General features: G+C 51.2%; 13 protein-coding genes. 9 read left to right on the top strand and 4 right to left on the bottom strand.

Translation table 11 applies throughout. The annotated features are described in order from the left end of the window. Positions 1-52: 52 nt before the first annotated feature. Positions 53-2,635, bottom strand: coding sequence for a class I adenylate cyclase (locus SYMBAF_RS01325; RefSeq protein ID WP_152609065.1), 2,583 nt, complete (start codon positions 2,633-2,635; stop codon positions 53-55). A gap of 457 nt (positions 2,636-3,092) precedes the next feature. On the opposite strand from SYMBAF_RS01325, the gene hemC reads away from it, so the two are divergent. The 5 genes from hemC (at position 3,093) to SYMBAF_RS01300 (ending at position 8,560) form a co-directional block, all read left to right on the top strand. Beyond that, complete coding sequence (hemC, locus tag SYMBAF_RS01320) at positions 3,093-4,034, top strand: hydroxymethylbilane synthase (RefSeq protein ID WP_040264392.1); 942 nt, start codon at positions 3,093-3,095, stop codon at positions 4,032-4,034. After that, complete coding sequence (gene hemD / locus SYMBAF_RS01315) at positions 4,031-4,771, top strand: uroporphyrinogen-III synthase (protein WP_040264394.1); 741 nt, start codon at positions 4,031-4,033, stop codon at positions 4,769-4,771. Before hemC ends, hemD begins: the two co-directional genes overlap by 4 nt. 23 nt (positions 4,772-4,794) lie before the next feature. Continuing rightward, complete coding sequence (gene hemX / locus SYMBAF_RS01310) at positions 4,795-5,919, top strand: uroporphyrinogen-III C-methyltransferase (RefSeq protein WP_040264613.1); 1,125 nt, start codon at positions 4,795-4,797, stop codon at positions 5,917-5,919. Between the two features lie 3 nt (positions 5,920-5,922). Beyond that, positions 5,923-7,119 carry a protoheme IX biogenesis protein HemY gene (gene hemY, locus SYMBAF_RS01305; RefSeq protein ID WP_040264397.1) on the top strand — a complete coding sequence of 399 codons (1,197 nt, stop codon included), beginning with the start codon at positions 5,923-5,925 and terminating at the stop codon, positions 7,117-7,119. A 142-nt stretch (positions 7,120-7,261) separates the two neighbouring features. Then, entirely contained in the window at positions 7,262-8,560 is a 1,299-nt protein-coding gene (locus SYMBAF_RS01300) for an IS4 family transposase (RefSeq protein WP_152609066.1), read from the top strand. 260 nt (positions 8,561-8,820) lie between these two features. Here the strand turns inward: SYMBAF_RS01300 and SYMBAF_RS01295 are convergent, their stop codons facing one another. The 3 genes from SYMBAF_RS01295 to SYMBAF_RS01285 all read right to left on the bottom strand — a co-directional run bounded on the left by SYMBAF_RS01295 (position 8,821) and on the right by SYMBAF_RS01285 (position 11,222). Continuing rightward, positions 8,821-9,276, bottom strand: a complete 456-nt coding sequence (locus SYMBAF_RS01295) for a glycosyltransferase family 9 protein (protein WP_040264398.1) — start codon at positions 9,274-9,276, stop codon at positions 8,821-8,823. 265 nt (positions 9,277-9,541) lie between these two features. Beyond that, positions 9,542-9,910: a glycosyltransferase family 9 protein gene (locus SYMBAF_RS01290; protein WP_152609067.1), complete on the bottom strand. Its 369-nt coding sequence runs from the start codon at positions 9,908-9,910 to the stop codon at positions 9,542-9,544. Between the two features lie 223 nt (positions 9,911-10,133). Then, entirely contained in the window at positions 10,134-11,222 is a 1,089-nt protein-coding gene (locus SYMBAF_RS01285; RefSeq protein ID WP_040264405.1) for a tyrosine-type recombinase/integrase, read from the bottom strand. A gap of 89 nt (positions 11,223-11,311) precedes the next feature. Between SYMBAF_RS01285 and dusA the strand changes: the two genes are divergently transcribed. From dusA to dnaB, 4 genes are all read left to right on the top strand, one after another. Further along, positions 11,312-12,340, top strand: coding sequence for a tRNA dihydrouridine(20/20a) synthase DusA (gene dusA, locus SYMBAF_RS01280; RefSeq protein WP_040264407.1), 1,029 nt, complete (start codon positions 11,312-11,314; stop codon positions 12,338-12,340). A gap of 862 nt (positions 12,341-13,202) precedes the next feature. Next, positions 13,203-13,325, top strand: coding sequence for a hypothetical protein (locus SYMBAF_RS18050; RefSeq protein WP_264082000.1), 123 nt, complete (start codon positions 13,203-13,205; stop codon positions 13,323-13,325). 63 nt (positions 13,326-13,388) lie between these two features. Then, positions 13,389-13,601: a transposase gene (locus SYMBAF_RS01275; protein ID WP_082026876.1), complete on the top strand. Its 213-nt coding sequence runs from the start codon at positions 13,389-13,391 to the stop codon at positions 13,599-13,601. A 399-nt stretch (positions 13,602-14,000) separates the two neighbouring features. After that, positions 14,001-15,425 (top strand): replicative DNA helicase, encoded by a 1,425-nt coding sequence (gene dnaB / locus SYMBAF_RS01270; protein WP_040264410.1) that lies wholly within the window; start codon positions 14,001-14,003, stop codon positions 15,423-15,425. Positions 15,426-15,433: the final 8 nt, after the last annotated feature.

Genomic DNA, 15,433 nt, shown 5'->3' with positions numbered 1-15,433 from the left:
CGGGGTCGTGGCAAACTACTGGCGCACGCTCTTTCACCCATAATTGCATTTTCTATGTATCAAATCTTAGGGGGGAGAATAACCTTGGCGCTATTACTGCATTTGGAACTGCTGCCTCAGCCCCCTCGGCCACCGTTACGTACCGTCTGGATAGCATGTTGCTACGGAACGGGATCACTTGGGTGCGGCCATCAAGCGACACGATTTGATAGAATTGCGGTAGGTTAAAGTTGATAAAGCTGGAACCGTAAGTGAAGCGGTCATGTGAAGAAGAGTAGAAGCGGCTGACGTCGCGCACCAGTTCCTCTTTACTGCCTTCACAGTGGTGATAAGCCTCTACCCGGTTGGATTCATCCAGAATATAGATATTGAAGCCTTTATCGTCCGAGCTATCTTCGAAGAAGAACTGAATGATCCCCTCGCTGGCGAAGCCATCCACCGCTGGCGGTAGGTGCACCTGAGTGCTTGCCACTTTAATCGACAGGCCATGCAGTTTGTTATTGGAGATAGCACCGTAGAACTCCACTGCGTTTTCCAGCTTCTGCACCGAGACACTCAGGCGTTCGAAAAATAGCCCCCAGGTTTGGCCGGCGACACGTACCGCCTTGAAGCGACCAGGCTCCTGGCGGGTGCTGGATAAGCGCAACTCGATGCATTCCGATACCAACTGCTGAATGCGCGTGCGGATCAAACCGCGCAGATGCTGGCTATAACAGAACACATTCACCGATTCCGGCGGCGCGGCGTCTTGATGCATTTTGCCAAGGATGGTTTTCAGGGCTTCCAGCACCGATTGCTCACCGCTGAAATGCAGGGTTCGCACCTCGTTCCACGAATTGCGATACAACAGATCGATGCTGCCCACCAGGCACTGCTGCTGCTGACCAAAGCTGAACATGTCGAGTTTGCGGAAATCGAAATGCACTACATGATTATTGAATGCGGCGGTCGGGTCATTTTCCAAATTGACGATAATCGCCAGGTGGCGGATCTCGCACGGGCTGTACAGCGCTTTCGGCGTGGGGGCTGGCAGGCGCAGCGAGAAGTGATGGGAGACATCGGCCACCAATTCCTGCAATTTGACGGTATCACACCGGTTACCGTTCTTGATGTATAGCCGGGTCTTCGGCGTTAGCAGGCCGTTGAAATAGGCCCAGGCTACCAGTTTATTCAGATAGCGGTTATATTCCAGCGGTTGATGGCTAACGATGGAATCTATCGATGGTGCCTGGTTGTACAAGTACCAGCCGTTGCGGTTGGCGCGGCCATTCGGCACATAAATAAAGGTTAAATCTTTTTCCGACAGATCCGGCGAAATCTGGGGGTTTACCAGCGTTACCTTGCCGGGCAAGGCTTCAAAGGCGGCGTATAGCTTGCGGGTCAGCACGCCGATATCCTGCGGACTGGCACTGACGCTGAGGTTGTTGCGGCGGCCGAAGCGGATCAAGTTGCGATAACTTTGCATCATCGCATCCAGCAGTTCGTTATGTGCTTCACGCACCCGTCCTATCTTCCAGTTGGCGCGGTTGTCCAGGATCGCCAGTCGCTCTTCGCTCCAGCCCCATTCGCTCACCAGTTGGCTGAGGATTTTCCGCCGCCAGCCAACACAGGCTTGGGCCAACGACAGTTTTTCACAGACTTTCAGGTAGAAACAACGGCGAACCAGGTCGAGTCGGGTCGGGTCGTTGATTTCAGTCAGGTAGTGGGTGACTCGTTCGAGCATCATGCAGTAAGCGTCGAGTCCGAAGCAGACGATCTCGCCAGCGTGCAGGCGCTTTTTGATATCCATCGCCAGCAGTTGGGTGTTGGGGTATTCCCAGGAGTAGGCTTCCAGCAGCAGGGTTTTCAGCACTGCCTTGTAAGGCGAATCGATGCTCTTATATAGCTGCCACAGGCTGGCACCAAAGTACTCTTCCGCCGACAATGTGCTCAGGCCACCGAGATCCAGCCATTCGTTCGGTGTTAACACGCCTTGTGCGTAGAGCGACAGCACATATTCGTCATAATGCGTTTCTTCTTCGCCCGGCACCATATTCCACAGAATGCGTTTGCCAGCCAAGCGCACCGCAGTGCGGTAAAACTCATCTAGCAACAGGATATGCTGAGTAGAGCCGCAGTTTTCACTGCCTAGGCTGCCACTTTCGTTATGGCGGAAGCGATTTTCATCGATCAGAAAAAAGCTGACTTCCACCCCCAACGACGCTGCCCACTTTTCCAGCAGGCTGCATTTCTGCTGCAAAAGGTGGCGTTCTTCATTATCTAGCCAGGACTGGTGACAGACCCAGATGTCGAGATCCGAACTGCAACTCTGGCCGATCGAAGAGGTGCTACCCATCGAGTAAATGCTGGCAATCGGTAGTTCATCACTGGCTGGTTTGGCAAACGGGCTTTCCCATTCATCTGCTAAGTCATCAAGGTAATCTTGTTGGGGTTGATCAGGGGTGTAGAGGCAAACGCCATGGGGAACATTACCGTGCAGGTAACCCGGCATTAGGGGATGGTGGTGGTGCAATAGAGCAGGTAGCAGACGGTATACCCGTTGAAACACGGGTTCCATGGCTGCTAAGGCGCGATCAATATGTAATTGATTGATCGCGTCCAGTCTTTGCTTCAGTGTCTCGATGTAAAGGTACAAGACGCCTCACCTGATTATCCCAGTGTTTAGAAAAAATGCGTATTCCATTGTGCCATGAGTGTTATAAGAATATTTGACGGAAACGTGACCAATTTAACACTTTGCTGATTGACCGTAAAGGATGTAACGCTTCGCTGTTTGGGGCACCGCCTCTTTAAACGATTTGGAGCTTAATGGGATAGGCTCTTATACCCGCGATACTTCAGATTGCCTGTGCGTTAGTTTTCCTCGCTCAATCTAGTCACTGAATGATGTAAACGCCTGGGGATTAATGAACCTTATCCCGGAGGTTAAGCCCGTGGCCCAGCGTTACCGCCTTCCTACAACTCGAATTATTTAGGGTATATCTGTAATGTTAACTGCCCCTTCTTTACCTGTAGCACCTGTGGCTTCTTGCACTGACAGTGTTGACGCTCAGTGGTAGGATGGCGGGCAAATTATAAAAACGGTAACCAGCATGTTAGATAACATTATTCGAATTGCCACCCGGCAAAGCCCGCTGGCTCTCTGGCAAGCACATTATGTTCAGCAACGTCTGATAGCCACCCACCCTGGTTTACAGGTTGAACTGGTGCCGATGGTGACGCGTGGCGATATTATTCTGGATACGCCACTGGCGAAAGTCGGCGGTAAAGGGCTGTTTGTTAAAGAACTGGAGCAGGCGCTGTTGGAAGAGCGTGCAGACATCGCCGTTCATTCGATGAAAGACGTACCAGTGAGTTTCCCACTTGGCCTGGGGGTGACTACCATTTGTGAGCGTGATGATCCGCACGATGCATTGGTATCCCATCGCTTCTCTTCGATCGATCAACTGCCGCAGGGCAGCGTTGTCGGTACTTCCAGCTTGCGCCGTCAGTGCCAGCTACGAGAACGTCGGCCAGACCTGATAGTGCGCGATCTACGCGGCAATGTTGGCACCCGCCTGGCAAAGCTGGATAACGGCGACTACGATGCTGTTATTCTGGCAGTGGCTGGCCTGAAGCGCTTGGGATTGGAACAGCGTATCTGTTGCCCACTGAGCGCCGAAGAGTGTCTACCAGCGGTTGGTCAAGGCGCGGTGGGCATTGAATGCCGTCTCGACGATGAAACCACCCGCACACTGCTGGCACCGTTGAACCATGCCGCCACCGAAACTCGAGTGCGCGCCGAACGGGCGGTGAACACCCGTCTGGAAGGCGGCTGCCAAGTGCCGATCGGCAGCTATGCCGAACTGGACGGCGATAACCTATGGCTGCGCGCGCTGGTTGGTTCCCCGGATGGTAGCCAAATGGTACGTGGCGAATGCCGTGGCCCGGCTGCCAGCGCCGAACAAATGGGCGTCGAACTGGCGGAGGAACTACTGGCACGCGGCGCGCGTAAAATCCTGCATGATGTTTATCAGGGAAATCCGCTGGCATGACGATTCTGGTAACGCGCCCTACTCCTGCGGGAGAACGTCTGGTAAACCGGTTGCGCGCACTCGGCCGGGTTGCCTATCATGCGCCGCTGATCGATTTCACCCCCGGTTGCGACTTGCCGAAGCTGCCACAGACCTTGCTGCAACTCAACATCGGTGATCTGGTGTTTGTTTTGTCACAGCACTCAGTGAACTATGCCGACTCGGTCATGGGTCGCGCCGGGCTGACATGGCCGACCCATTTGGCCTATTATGCGATAGGCCGGGCCAGCGGGTTGGCGTTACACCGCATCAGCAGTCTGCCGGTGGTATACCCGCACGAACGCGAAATCAGTGAAACGCTGCTGATGCTGCCAGCGCTACAGAAATTGGACGGCAAACAGGCGTTGATCCTGCGCGGTAACGGTGGGCGTAGGCTGCTCGGCGATACATTGCGCGAGCGAGGTGCCGCCGTAAGCTATTATGAATGTTATCAACGCAGCCCGGTATATTACGATGGCAATGAGCAAAGCGTCCACTGGCAGCGGGCTGGTGTCGATACGCTAGTGGTTACCAGCGGTGAAATGTTACAGCAGCTCTATACTCTAGTTCCTGATTACTATCGTTCCTTGTGGTTGTTGCGTTGCTGCCTGGTCGTAGTAAGTGAACGTTTGGCTATCCTCGCCCAAGACTTGGGCTGGAGCACCATTCGCGTAGCCGATAGCGCCGACAATGACGCGTTGATCCGTGTGTTAAAATAAACCTGACTATGGGATGTGCCATGATGAAGGAACAAAATACCCCATCTACACCGGTTGAAGAACCAACCCCAGCGGCTGAGAACCTCCAACAGCCAGACGCTGATCGCCGTAAAGGCAAAAATACTGGTACGATGCTCGGTGCGATCGCTATCATGCTGGTGATCGCACTGGGTGCGGGTGGCTATTACCATTCACGCCAGCAGGCTCAGCGGTTTCTCTCCACTAACCAGGCAATGCAGCAACAGTTGGATGTGCTAAAGCAGAGCTTGCAACAGGAAAGAAGCGTGCTGGAAGGTTTACTGCGGCAACGGAGCAAAAGGCTGGATGCCGCTGACCGAGAACAGGCGACCTTGGCTCGCCAGTTGAATGAATTGCAGGGAAAGGTTGCCACCCTTTCCGGCAGCGATGCCAAAACCTGGCTGTTAGCACAAGCGGACTTTCTGGTAAAAATGGCCGGCCGCAAACTGTGGAGCGATCAGGACGTCACCAGTGCGGCGACACTGCTGAAGAGTGCCGATACCAGCCTGGCAGACATGAATGACCCAAGCCTGCTTGAGGTGCGCCGCGCCATCTTTGAAGACATCAATACCCTGTCCAACCTGACTCAAGTGGATTTCGATGGTATTATCCTCAGGGTCAATCAGTTGTCCAATCAAGTTGATAATCTGCGTCTGGTGGAGAACAACACCGACGAAGCGCCAATGGATCAAGACAGCGATGAGCTTTCCAGCTCGATCGGCGAATGGCGGCAGAACCTGAGCAAAAGCTGGCACAACTTTATGGCCGACTTTATTACCCTCCGCCGCCGCGATGCTAGCGCCGAACCGCTGCTAGCACCGAATCAGGATATTTATCTGCGTGAAAACATCCGTTCACGCCTACTGGTGGCTGCACAGGCGATCCCTCGTCACCAAAACGAGACCTACAGACAATCGCTGGAAACCATTTCCACCTGGGTACGCGCTTACTTTAACACCACTGATCCAGTCACCAAGGCTTTCCTCGAAGAACTGGATACACTGAGCCAGCAGTCGATCTCTATGGATCTGCCAGAACGGTTGAAAAGCCAGCCTCTACTGGAAAAAGTCATGCAGACACGGCTGCGCAATCTGCTTTCTCATTCCCCTGCCGTACACCAGGAGGGATAAGGCATGTTACGCGTGTTATTTTTGTTCCTGGTGCTGATTGTCAGTGTGGTGTTCGGGCCAATGTTAGCTGGGCATCAAGGCTACGTACTGATTCAGACTGATAACTACAACATTGAAACCAGCGTCACCGGTCTGGTGATCATGGTGTTGCTGCTAGTAGTAATGCTGATGGCGATCGAATGGGTGCTGCGCCACATCTTCCGCACGGGTGCGCGCACTCGCGGCTGGTTTATTGGCCGCAAACGTAGCCGTGCCCGTGCTCAGACCAAGGCCGCACTCATCAAGCTAGCGGAAGGCGACTATAAGCAAGTTGAGAGCCTGCTAACGCGTAATGCCGATCATGCTGAACAGCCGATGGTGAACTACTTGTTGGCTGCCGAAGCTGCCCAACAGCGCGGCGATGACTTCCGCACCAATCAATATCTGGAGCGCGCCGCCGAGGTCGCTGACACCGATCAGTTACCCGTGGACATCACTAGGGTGCGCATTCAGCTAGCACAAGGCGAGGATCATGCCGCGCGTCATGGCGTTGATCGCCTGCTGAACCAAGCTCCGCGCCATCCGGAAGTGCTACGGCTAGCCGAGCAGGCTTACCTGCGCACGGGTGCCTACAATTCGCTGCTGGAGATCCTGCCATCGATGCACAAGATTGAACTGCACAGCGAAAACGAGCTACAGGTGTTGCGGCAGCAAGCTTATATTGGGCTGATGAATCAGGCGATGGCCGCAGAGGGTAGTGACGGGCTGAAGCGCTGGTGGAAAGATCAAAGCCGCAAAACCCGCCATGAAGTGCCATTGCAAATCGCCATGGTGGAACACCTGATCGAATGCAACGACCACGAAATGGCACAGGAGATTGTGTTGGACAGCTTAAAACGCCACTATGACGAACGTTTAGTACTGCTGATCCCACGGCTGAAATCTGGCAACCTGGAGCGGTTGGAGAAAGCGCTGCATCAGCAGGTCAAACAGTATGGTGCAACACCGCTACTAAATAGTACGTTGGGGCAATTGCTGATGAAGCACGGCGAATGGCAGCAGGCGACTGACGCCTTCCGCGAAGCGCTGAAACAGCGGCCAGACGTCTACGACTATGCTTGGCTGGGTGATACGCTGGAAAAACTGCATCGCTCGGATGAAGCGGCGCAAATGCGGCGCAAAGGGTTGATGTTGACGCTAAAGCAACAAAACAGCGAATAACTGACAACCTCGTGTTACTAAACGCGGCCTTGATGCCTAATGCCGATCAGTTAAAGATCACTTGAACGATCCTACCTCTGTGTGAAAATCCGTAATCTCCCTGAGATTACGGATTTTTTTATGTTACTGAGTCAGGCGCTTGATGCCGTTCTTAAATTCTCTCCTAAAAGAGTTTGCTGCACTGTCTGATTTGCTCTCACCTGAGCTTATCGATGAGTGCCTGGCTGATACCGGGGTCGTGACGCTTCGCAAGCGCCGTCTCCCCATGGAGATGATGGTCTGGGCTGTCGCCGGTATGTCCTTGTTCCGCTCATTTTCCATGAATCAGTTGGTTTCACATCTCGATATTATGCTGCCGGGTAAGCGTCCTTTTGTCGCACCCAGCGCCGTGGTACAAGCCCGTCAGCGGCTCGGGGAAGATGTGGTTAGACTGGTTTTCGAGAAAACACGCCAACTCTGGTTCGAGAAAACACCGTTATCCCACTGGAACGGTCTGACATTGATGGCTGTAGACGGCACTCTGTGGAGAACACCGGACACGCCGGAAAATGATGCTGCTTTTGGACGAACAGCTAATGAGTATGCCCAGTCCGACTGGCCACAGCTGCGTATGGTCTGTCAGATGGAAGTGACCAGTCATCTGTTATCCGGTGTGAGCTTTGGCAGCGTGTCAGAAACCAGCGAAGTTGACCTTGCCGCTCAATTGGCCGGGCAGACGCAGGACCACTCACTGACGATACTGGATAAAGGCTTCTATGCACTCGGGTTGCTTCACCACTGGTGGTCATCAGGAACAGAAAAACACTGGATGATCCCACTGCGCAAAGGCGCGCAGTATCAGGTGCGCGAGAAGCTGGGTGCAGGACATGAACTGGTCGAACTCAGCTTACCCCCTCAGGCCCGTAAGAAATGGAAAGATGCGCCTCAAACACTGACGGCGAGGTTGATAAGTAAAGAAATCAACGGAAAAACAATACAGATCCTGACGTCAATGTGCGATCCGTTACGTTACCCTAAAGCTGATATCGTTGACCTTTACGGGCAGCGTTGGGAAATCGAGCAGGGCTTCAGAGAAATGAAACAGCATCTGTTGCAAAATGAACTGACGCTGAGAAGCAGAAAGCCGGAGCTAATAAGACAGGAATTCTGGGGTGTAGTGCTGGCTTATAACCTGCTGAGGTTCATGATGGCACAGATGGCTTACAGCCTGAAAAACGTGGAGCCTTACCAGATAGGGTTTAAACAGGCTGCACTGTATCTAACAGCGCAACTGAGCATACTGCCAGCGGTGGCTCCGGGAAAGGTGCCGAAAGTGATGAATGAAATCCTGGCGATGGCTGAAAGCTTCGTCCTGCCAGCCCGACGGCAAAGACATTATCCAAGAGCGGTAAAAAAGAAGCCGCAACGTTACCCGTTGCGGCGTCCTCAAAAGCTTAACTGACAAGCATTAGGCCTTGATGCCGCGTTTTTTACGCAGGTCATCACTACGATGATGTGCTCGGTATGCAGTAAAGGCGAGCAACTTGGGCGTGAGTTGGCAAGGCGGCTGATGAAAAATTTCGCTATTGTCAAACCGGCACTGCGCCAGAGATTGAGTGGCCGACGCATTTGTCAAATTGATAGACTGGTATCGTAGCGCTTAATGGTAGGTAGAAAATTGTTGTTGGTGGTAAACTCACTACCAACAACAAAAAGACGTTTTCAGATAAGTGTTTTTTTCAGCTCAATCACTTTTTTAATAACCAACATGTCTTGATATAATCGGTGGTGTGATGTAAATATTTGGTGGCCGTTATTATATCCTGGATCCCATAGCATATTTTTTTTGGATACATCCCGATATATCCCAATTAATTTTTTATTATACATGGCTGAGATATGGACTAGTGATGTATCTGGAGTAATAACGAGGTCGGATAAAAATACTGCGGCCATCACATGATAAAGTGTTGGCGTATAGAGTAGCTTAGCCTGTGGATAATCTGAGTTGCTAAGCTGTTTTTTGTAATCCAATATGATTATGTTATCGCCGGTTGAGTTTAAGCCATTAACGATTTCGGATATTTGAGCCTCTGAAAGTGAGCGGTCGTTATGGCTTGCATAAGGATTTATTACAATGTTTTTTTGCTGAGTAACGAAAAAATTGGATGATCTCATTTCATCTAGGATCGATTGATGGGTAACTTACCTCATATTCTAGAGGGTACTCTATTGTAACGTTTAGCTTTTCAATTATATGTCTGTAAATCCCTGTTATATGTTTATCGAGGTAATTAAATTTAATGTTAGTGGTATATTGCTTTAACCAATTAGGCTTGTTAAAAGCTAAATTTTGCTTTGGTTTGATCTCTGCTATCAATTTTGGCATGTAAAGTGCCGTATCCCATACGCCAGTATCTATCAAAAGATCATATGCATTTTTTTAAATGTATAAAATGTTATCCGGTAGACGTAATTCAAACTTACTCTGGTGATTTTCAATTGATTCCGCATTAAGTAAATAAAAGTTTCTGACATACGGATTGCTTGAAAAAATAAAACTATTTTCTTTAGTGGCTAATATATCTATTTTTGATCCAGCATCACAAAGGGTTTTAAGCATGCATGTAGATATGATCGCATCACCGATTTCATCATCATTCCTAAGCAGCAAAATTGTTCTAGTTTTTTCTAAGGGAAATTCTTTGCAAGGGTAATGCCACCGTTTTGCGGCAAGGTATAGGTTGGTATTATATTTTAACTTCTTAATGAAATAATTTCTCTTGCGATTGAGTTGTCTTATTTTTTTCACAAAACTCATGGTTTATTCAGGCTATTTAATATTAATTTACGTATTTGCTAAAGCCCCAAGGACTTTGGCGGATTACCGTATTTATCGACCAATCACTTTATCAGTCCCCACGCCGGAGAGGAAGCCTCTCCCTACTCGATGTGGGGCGAGCTAAGCAATACCTGTTTAAGGAGAGATGCTTTACATAAGTGGGAACAGGAAATTTAATCATGTACTAACAACATCAGTCTTTCGCCGCTTGTAAGTAGTCAAACTTAGCGTGCAACGAATTCGGGTATAGCTCCGTGTACACCTGCCACAAAACGTTCAGCGAGCGATGTCCTGTAACTTGTGCAACTTCTTCGATGCTAAATCCAGCTTCAAACAGGCGGCTGGCTCCTTCACGGCGTAGATCGTGGTAGCGCAAGTCTTCAATGCCCAAGGCATTCCTGACACGTTGAAAACCCGCTGTTACGGAACGAGAGTTGTAAGGGAAAATTAATTCGCTGGTTTTGGGCTGACGCTGCACTATGTTCCAGGCATCGCCGAGAAGTGGTACCAGCATATGGTTACCTGATTTTTTGCGCGGATCTTTCCTGTCTCTGACCAGTACGGCCCTTTGTTTTTCGTCCACGTCCTCCCATCGGATTTTGCACACTTCGCCCACCCGCATACAACTGAGGATCGAAAAGTTCAGAATATCAACGAAGGGGATTTTTGCCGCGACATGATCGCTTCTGGACTCAAGCCCTGCCAGTAACCTATCCAACTCGTCGCTTGCCGGGCGGCGGTGGCGGCGTTTAGATTTGCCAATTAGCTCCATCTGGAGCAGTAGCGGTCTTGCATCGGTTGCCGGGTTGCTTGTGTAGTCGATACCGTAGACAGGTTTGGCAGACGCCAGAACGGAAGAGAGATAACTTACATCGTGGTTAATAGTGGAAGGGCCAGCGCCAGCGCCGTTTCTCTGGCGGCAGTGTCCAATAACATGGCTGGTTGAGAGGTCTGTAAGAGGGATTTCGGCTATGTCGCAGTCCAGCAACATATCCAGTACATAACGTTTGGTGCGTCCTGCTTTGCCACCGAGATTCGGATCGTTGATGTAGCGTTTAAGCAGGTCGCCAACGGCCATTTTGTTTAAGTCGTTGCCGGTCGGCACCCCATTTGTTTCCAGTTCAGCAACCCTGACAGTACCCCACGTTTTGGCATGGGCCTGTTTGCTGAATGTTCGGTTTTCCCGGTAGATATATTTCCCACCTTCTTTTACGCCTACGGTGCAGCGGTAGCGTAAAGTTCCATCGGCGCGTTGACGTTTTTCTATGCTATAGTAGGCCATGCTTTTCCTTTACCTTCGTTCAGCACCCCATGAGTCAGGGGTGCTGTTGGGGGTGCTGATAAAGAAAAAATACGACATAAAGACAAAAAATGCACGAAAACAAAGAAACCCCGCATTCCCACCAGAGCAGCGAAAATATTGGTGTAGCGCCGAAATACAGCCCTTCACGCTTTTCCATTGCCCCGATGCTCGATTGGACTGATCGTCATTGCCGTTACTTTCACCGTTTGCTGACCAAGGAAACGCTGCTTTATACCGAGATGGTGACTACCGGCGCGATTATCCACGGTAAGGGCGATTATCTGGCCCACAACAAAGAAGAACATCCGGTGGCGTTGCAACTGGGCGGCAGCGATCCGGCTGCGCTGGCGCACTGCGCCAAGCTGGCAGAGCAGCGCGGCTATGATGAAATCAACCTCAATGTCGGTTGCCCATCTGATCGGGTGCAGAATGGCATGTTCGGTGCCTGCTTGATGGCACAGGCGGCACTGGTCGCCGATGGCATCAAGGCGATGCGTGACGTGGTATCAATTCCAGTGACGGTCAAGACACGTATTGGCATCGACGATCAGGATAGCTACGAATTTCTGTGTGACTTCATCTCCACCGTTGCTGGCCGTGGTGAATGCGCTATGTTCACCCTCCATGCGCGCAAGGCTTGGCTCTCTGGCCTCAGTCCGAAAGAAAACCGCGAAGTGCCGCCGCTGGACTATCCACGGGTGTATCAACTGAAGCGAGACTTCCCAGCGTTGACCATCGCCATCAATGGCGGTGTGAAGACGCTGGAAGAGGCACAGCAGCACCTACAGCATTTGGATGGTGTGATGATGGGTCGCGAAGCCTACCAGAACCCCGGTATTTTGGCGCGGGTTGACAACGAGCTATTTGGCGTTCAGGGTGCAGTCAAGGACAGTGTGGCGATCATTGAATCGTTGTACCCATACATTGAGCGTGAGCTATCCAATGGTACTTATCTGGGCCATATTACCCGCCATATTCTTGGCCTGTTTCAGGGGGTGCCGGGCGCACGGCAGTGGCGTCGCCACCTGAGCGAAAACGCTCACAAGCCGGGAGCTGATGTTCAAGTGGTGGAACAAGCGCTGGATTGGGTGCGCTAACCGCGCAACGAAATGGCGTAATGTTCTCGATCTGCACTTCACGTCTGCCATACGTAGTGAAATGAAATTAACCTATTGCAACACTTTCAAGTCACTGGTGGTGGAGAACGCTACGCACTTTGCCATCTCACTATCTGGTTTTATCCCCGTTATATTTAAGTTGCCTGTGCGTTAGCTTTCCTCACTCACCGCAGTCACTTACTGATGTAAGCTCCTAGGGGTTAATGAACCTTATCCCTGAGGTTCAGCCTGCGGCTCAGCGCAAGCGCTGTTCAAATCGGTTCCCGATCAATTTGTCGCTGCGTTGCTGCCTTCCTACAACTGGAATTATTTAGGGTATAACTTTAATTATTAATGCATAAAATAATAGCTGTACTTAATACCGTTCCACTTTTGCCAGAGTATGTTTCCTGCCCGAAAACGGGCTGATGGTTTTCATAGAGTGGCGTACCTTCTGGCTTTGTTGAATAAATAAAGATTGTGCTGCTGTACCGGATACGTCGCATTTGGCACAGTAGAAAATCAATCAGTTAGAGGGTGACAGATGGCGATTTGATTGAGCGACACAATTTTTTATGTTGCAAAAATTGCATTCGGTAATCAGTTCCCCGATTGATTTAACAAAGCCAATGGGAAGTAAAAAACGATACAAATGATGCCATCGCTATCGTTGAAGCTGACAGTCGGCTGGGCGCGTTATGTGCCGGAAAAAAACGTTGAGTAGCAGAATATTTCGCCAGCGACGCATGGGGAACAGAACGGCCCTCATCAATCATATACAGAGGGCTGGGCCTGGAATACGGTATTGCCATGCCGGAAGGCGCTCATAAAATCATGGTCTGTCTGCCGGGATATCGGGAAGATGCCGAAAAATGAACTGACTACGCTAAGCTGGCAGTTGTTCCAAGAGATGCTGCAAAAATTGCAGAGCTGTCAGCAGCAGATAAAAGAGCTGGACGTACGCCATGCGCATATCAATCAGTAAAATGGATATCCTCAGGCTGGAGAGCATACCGGGTATTGGGACTCTGGGGCATCGGCGCTAACGGTGTCACCGGGTAACAGCTCTGATTTTCAGAATGGCCGACATTTTGCCAGTTATCTGGGACTGGTATCTAAAGAGTACAGCAGTGGCGGCAAGGTCAGACTCCAGGGGATAACGAAGCGCGGGGATGGTGCTATTCACGCTGCCCGCTCTGCGGTCTACCGCGTTGTTAACCTCCCGGATGAACGGTGCAGCGGCCTGCAACGCCGGCTGTAGGAATAATCACGCGAAGCGGCGTGAATAAAGCCATTGTGGTACTGGAGAACAAAATGCACGAATGGCATGGGCGCTGGTAAATCAAATAAAGTCAAAGGGTTGATATGTTGGCAGTGAGAACCGACGCTCTGTGAACCTGGCAAATAGCTCGGCTGTCATAATCCATGACACTAATGAGGCCAGAGAGTACGGTTCATCAGGACGCACCAAGCCGAATATATGTTTGTGACTACATTGTCAGGAAAAGGCCTGCCCACACTTGCATTGGGTCGGTGTCCATATAAGTTATCTAGATCCACGCCTTTTCCGCATTGGTGATGCCGCAAGAATCACGAATAAAAATCACGTATACTCACGCATCTGGACACTCTATTCGCAACCGGATAAAGAATACGCTTCATGGCAGGAAAAAAAACAACCAATAAAACAAACGCGGACGAAGCCAGAAATAGCCCACGAGATCGTCAGATGGAAGGGCTGAAGATGCCACCACATTCGCTGGAGGCTGAGCAGTCGGTATTGGGTGGTTTGATGCTCGACAACGAACGCTGGGATAACGTATCAGAGCGCGTGGTCGCCAACGACTTCTTCAGCCGTCCGCACCGTTTGATCTTTACCGAGATGCAGCGCCTGCTGGAAATGAGCAAACCGATCGACTTGATCACCCTGTCTGAGTCCTTAGAACAGAAGGGTGAGCTGGATTTAGTAGGCGGTTTCGCCTACCTGGCTGAGCTGTCGAAAAACACCCCAAGTGCCGCTAACATCAGTGCCTATGCCGATATCGTGCGCGAGCGTGCGGTGGTGCGCGAGATGATCTCGGTAGCCAATGAAATCGCCGATGCCGGCTACGATCCTCAGGGGCGTAGCAGCGAAGATTTGCTCGATCTGGCAGAATCCCGCGTTTTCCAGATTGCCGAAAACCGTGCCAACAAGGATGACGGCCCAAAGGGCATTGACCGCATCCTCGAGGACACCGTCTCGCGCATTGAGCAACTGTATCAGCAGCCGCACGACGGTGTTACCGGTGTGGATACCGGTTATCAAGATCTCAATAAAAAAACCGCCGGTTTGCAGAAATCCGACCTGATTATCGTTGCCGCCCGTCCATCGATGGGGAAAACCACCTTCGCGATGAACCTATGTGAACACGCCGCGATGACGCAGGAAAAACCGGTGCTGATCTTCAGTCTCGAAATGCCCGGCAACCAGATCATGATGCGTATGCTGGCATCGCTGTCGCGCGTGGATCAAACGCGCATCCGTACCGGGCAGCTCAATGATGAGGACTGGGCGCGCATCTCCAGCACCATGGGTCTCCTGCTGGAGAAGCGTAACATGTACATCGATGACTCTTCCGGCCTGACGCCAACCGAAGTGCGCTCCCGCGCGCGGCGCATTTTCCGCGAGCATGACGGGCTTAGCTTGATCATGATCGACTACCTGCAACTGATGCGTGTACCCGCCTTATCCGATAACCGTACGCTGGAGATCGCCGAAATTTCCCGCTCGCTAAAGGCGTTGGCGAAAGAGCTTCAGGTTCCAGTGGTGGCGCTGTCGCAGTTGAACCGTGGCTTGGAGCAACGTGCCGACAAACGCCCGGTCAACTCTGATCTGCGTGAGTCTGGCTCCATCGAGCAGGATGCCGACCTGATTATGTTCATCTACCGTGATGAGGTTTATCACGACAACAGCGATTTGAAAGGGATTGCCGAAATTATTCTGGGTAAGCAGCGTAACGGTCCGATTGGTACCGTGCGGCTGACTTTTAACGGCCAGTGGTCGCGTTTCGATAACTATGCAGGGTCACACTATGAGGATGAATAATCAACTTA

Origin of the sequence: Serratia symbiotica, from assembly GCF_000821185.2 — a bacterium.
Lineage (GTDB): Bacteria > Pseudomonadota > Gammaproteobacteria > Enterobacterales > Enterobacteriaceae > Serratia > Serratia symbiotica.
This window is presented reverse-complemented; position numbering and strand designations above follow the sequence as displayed.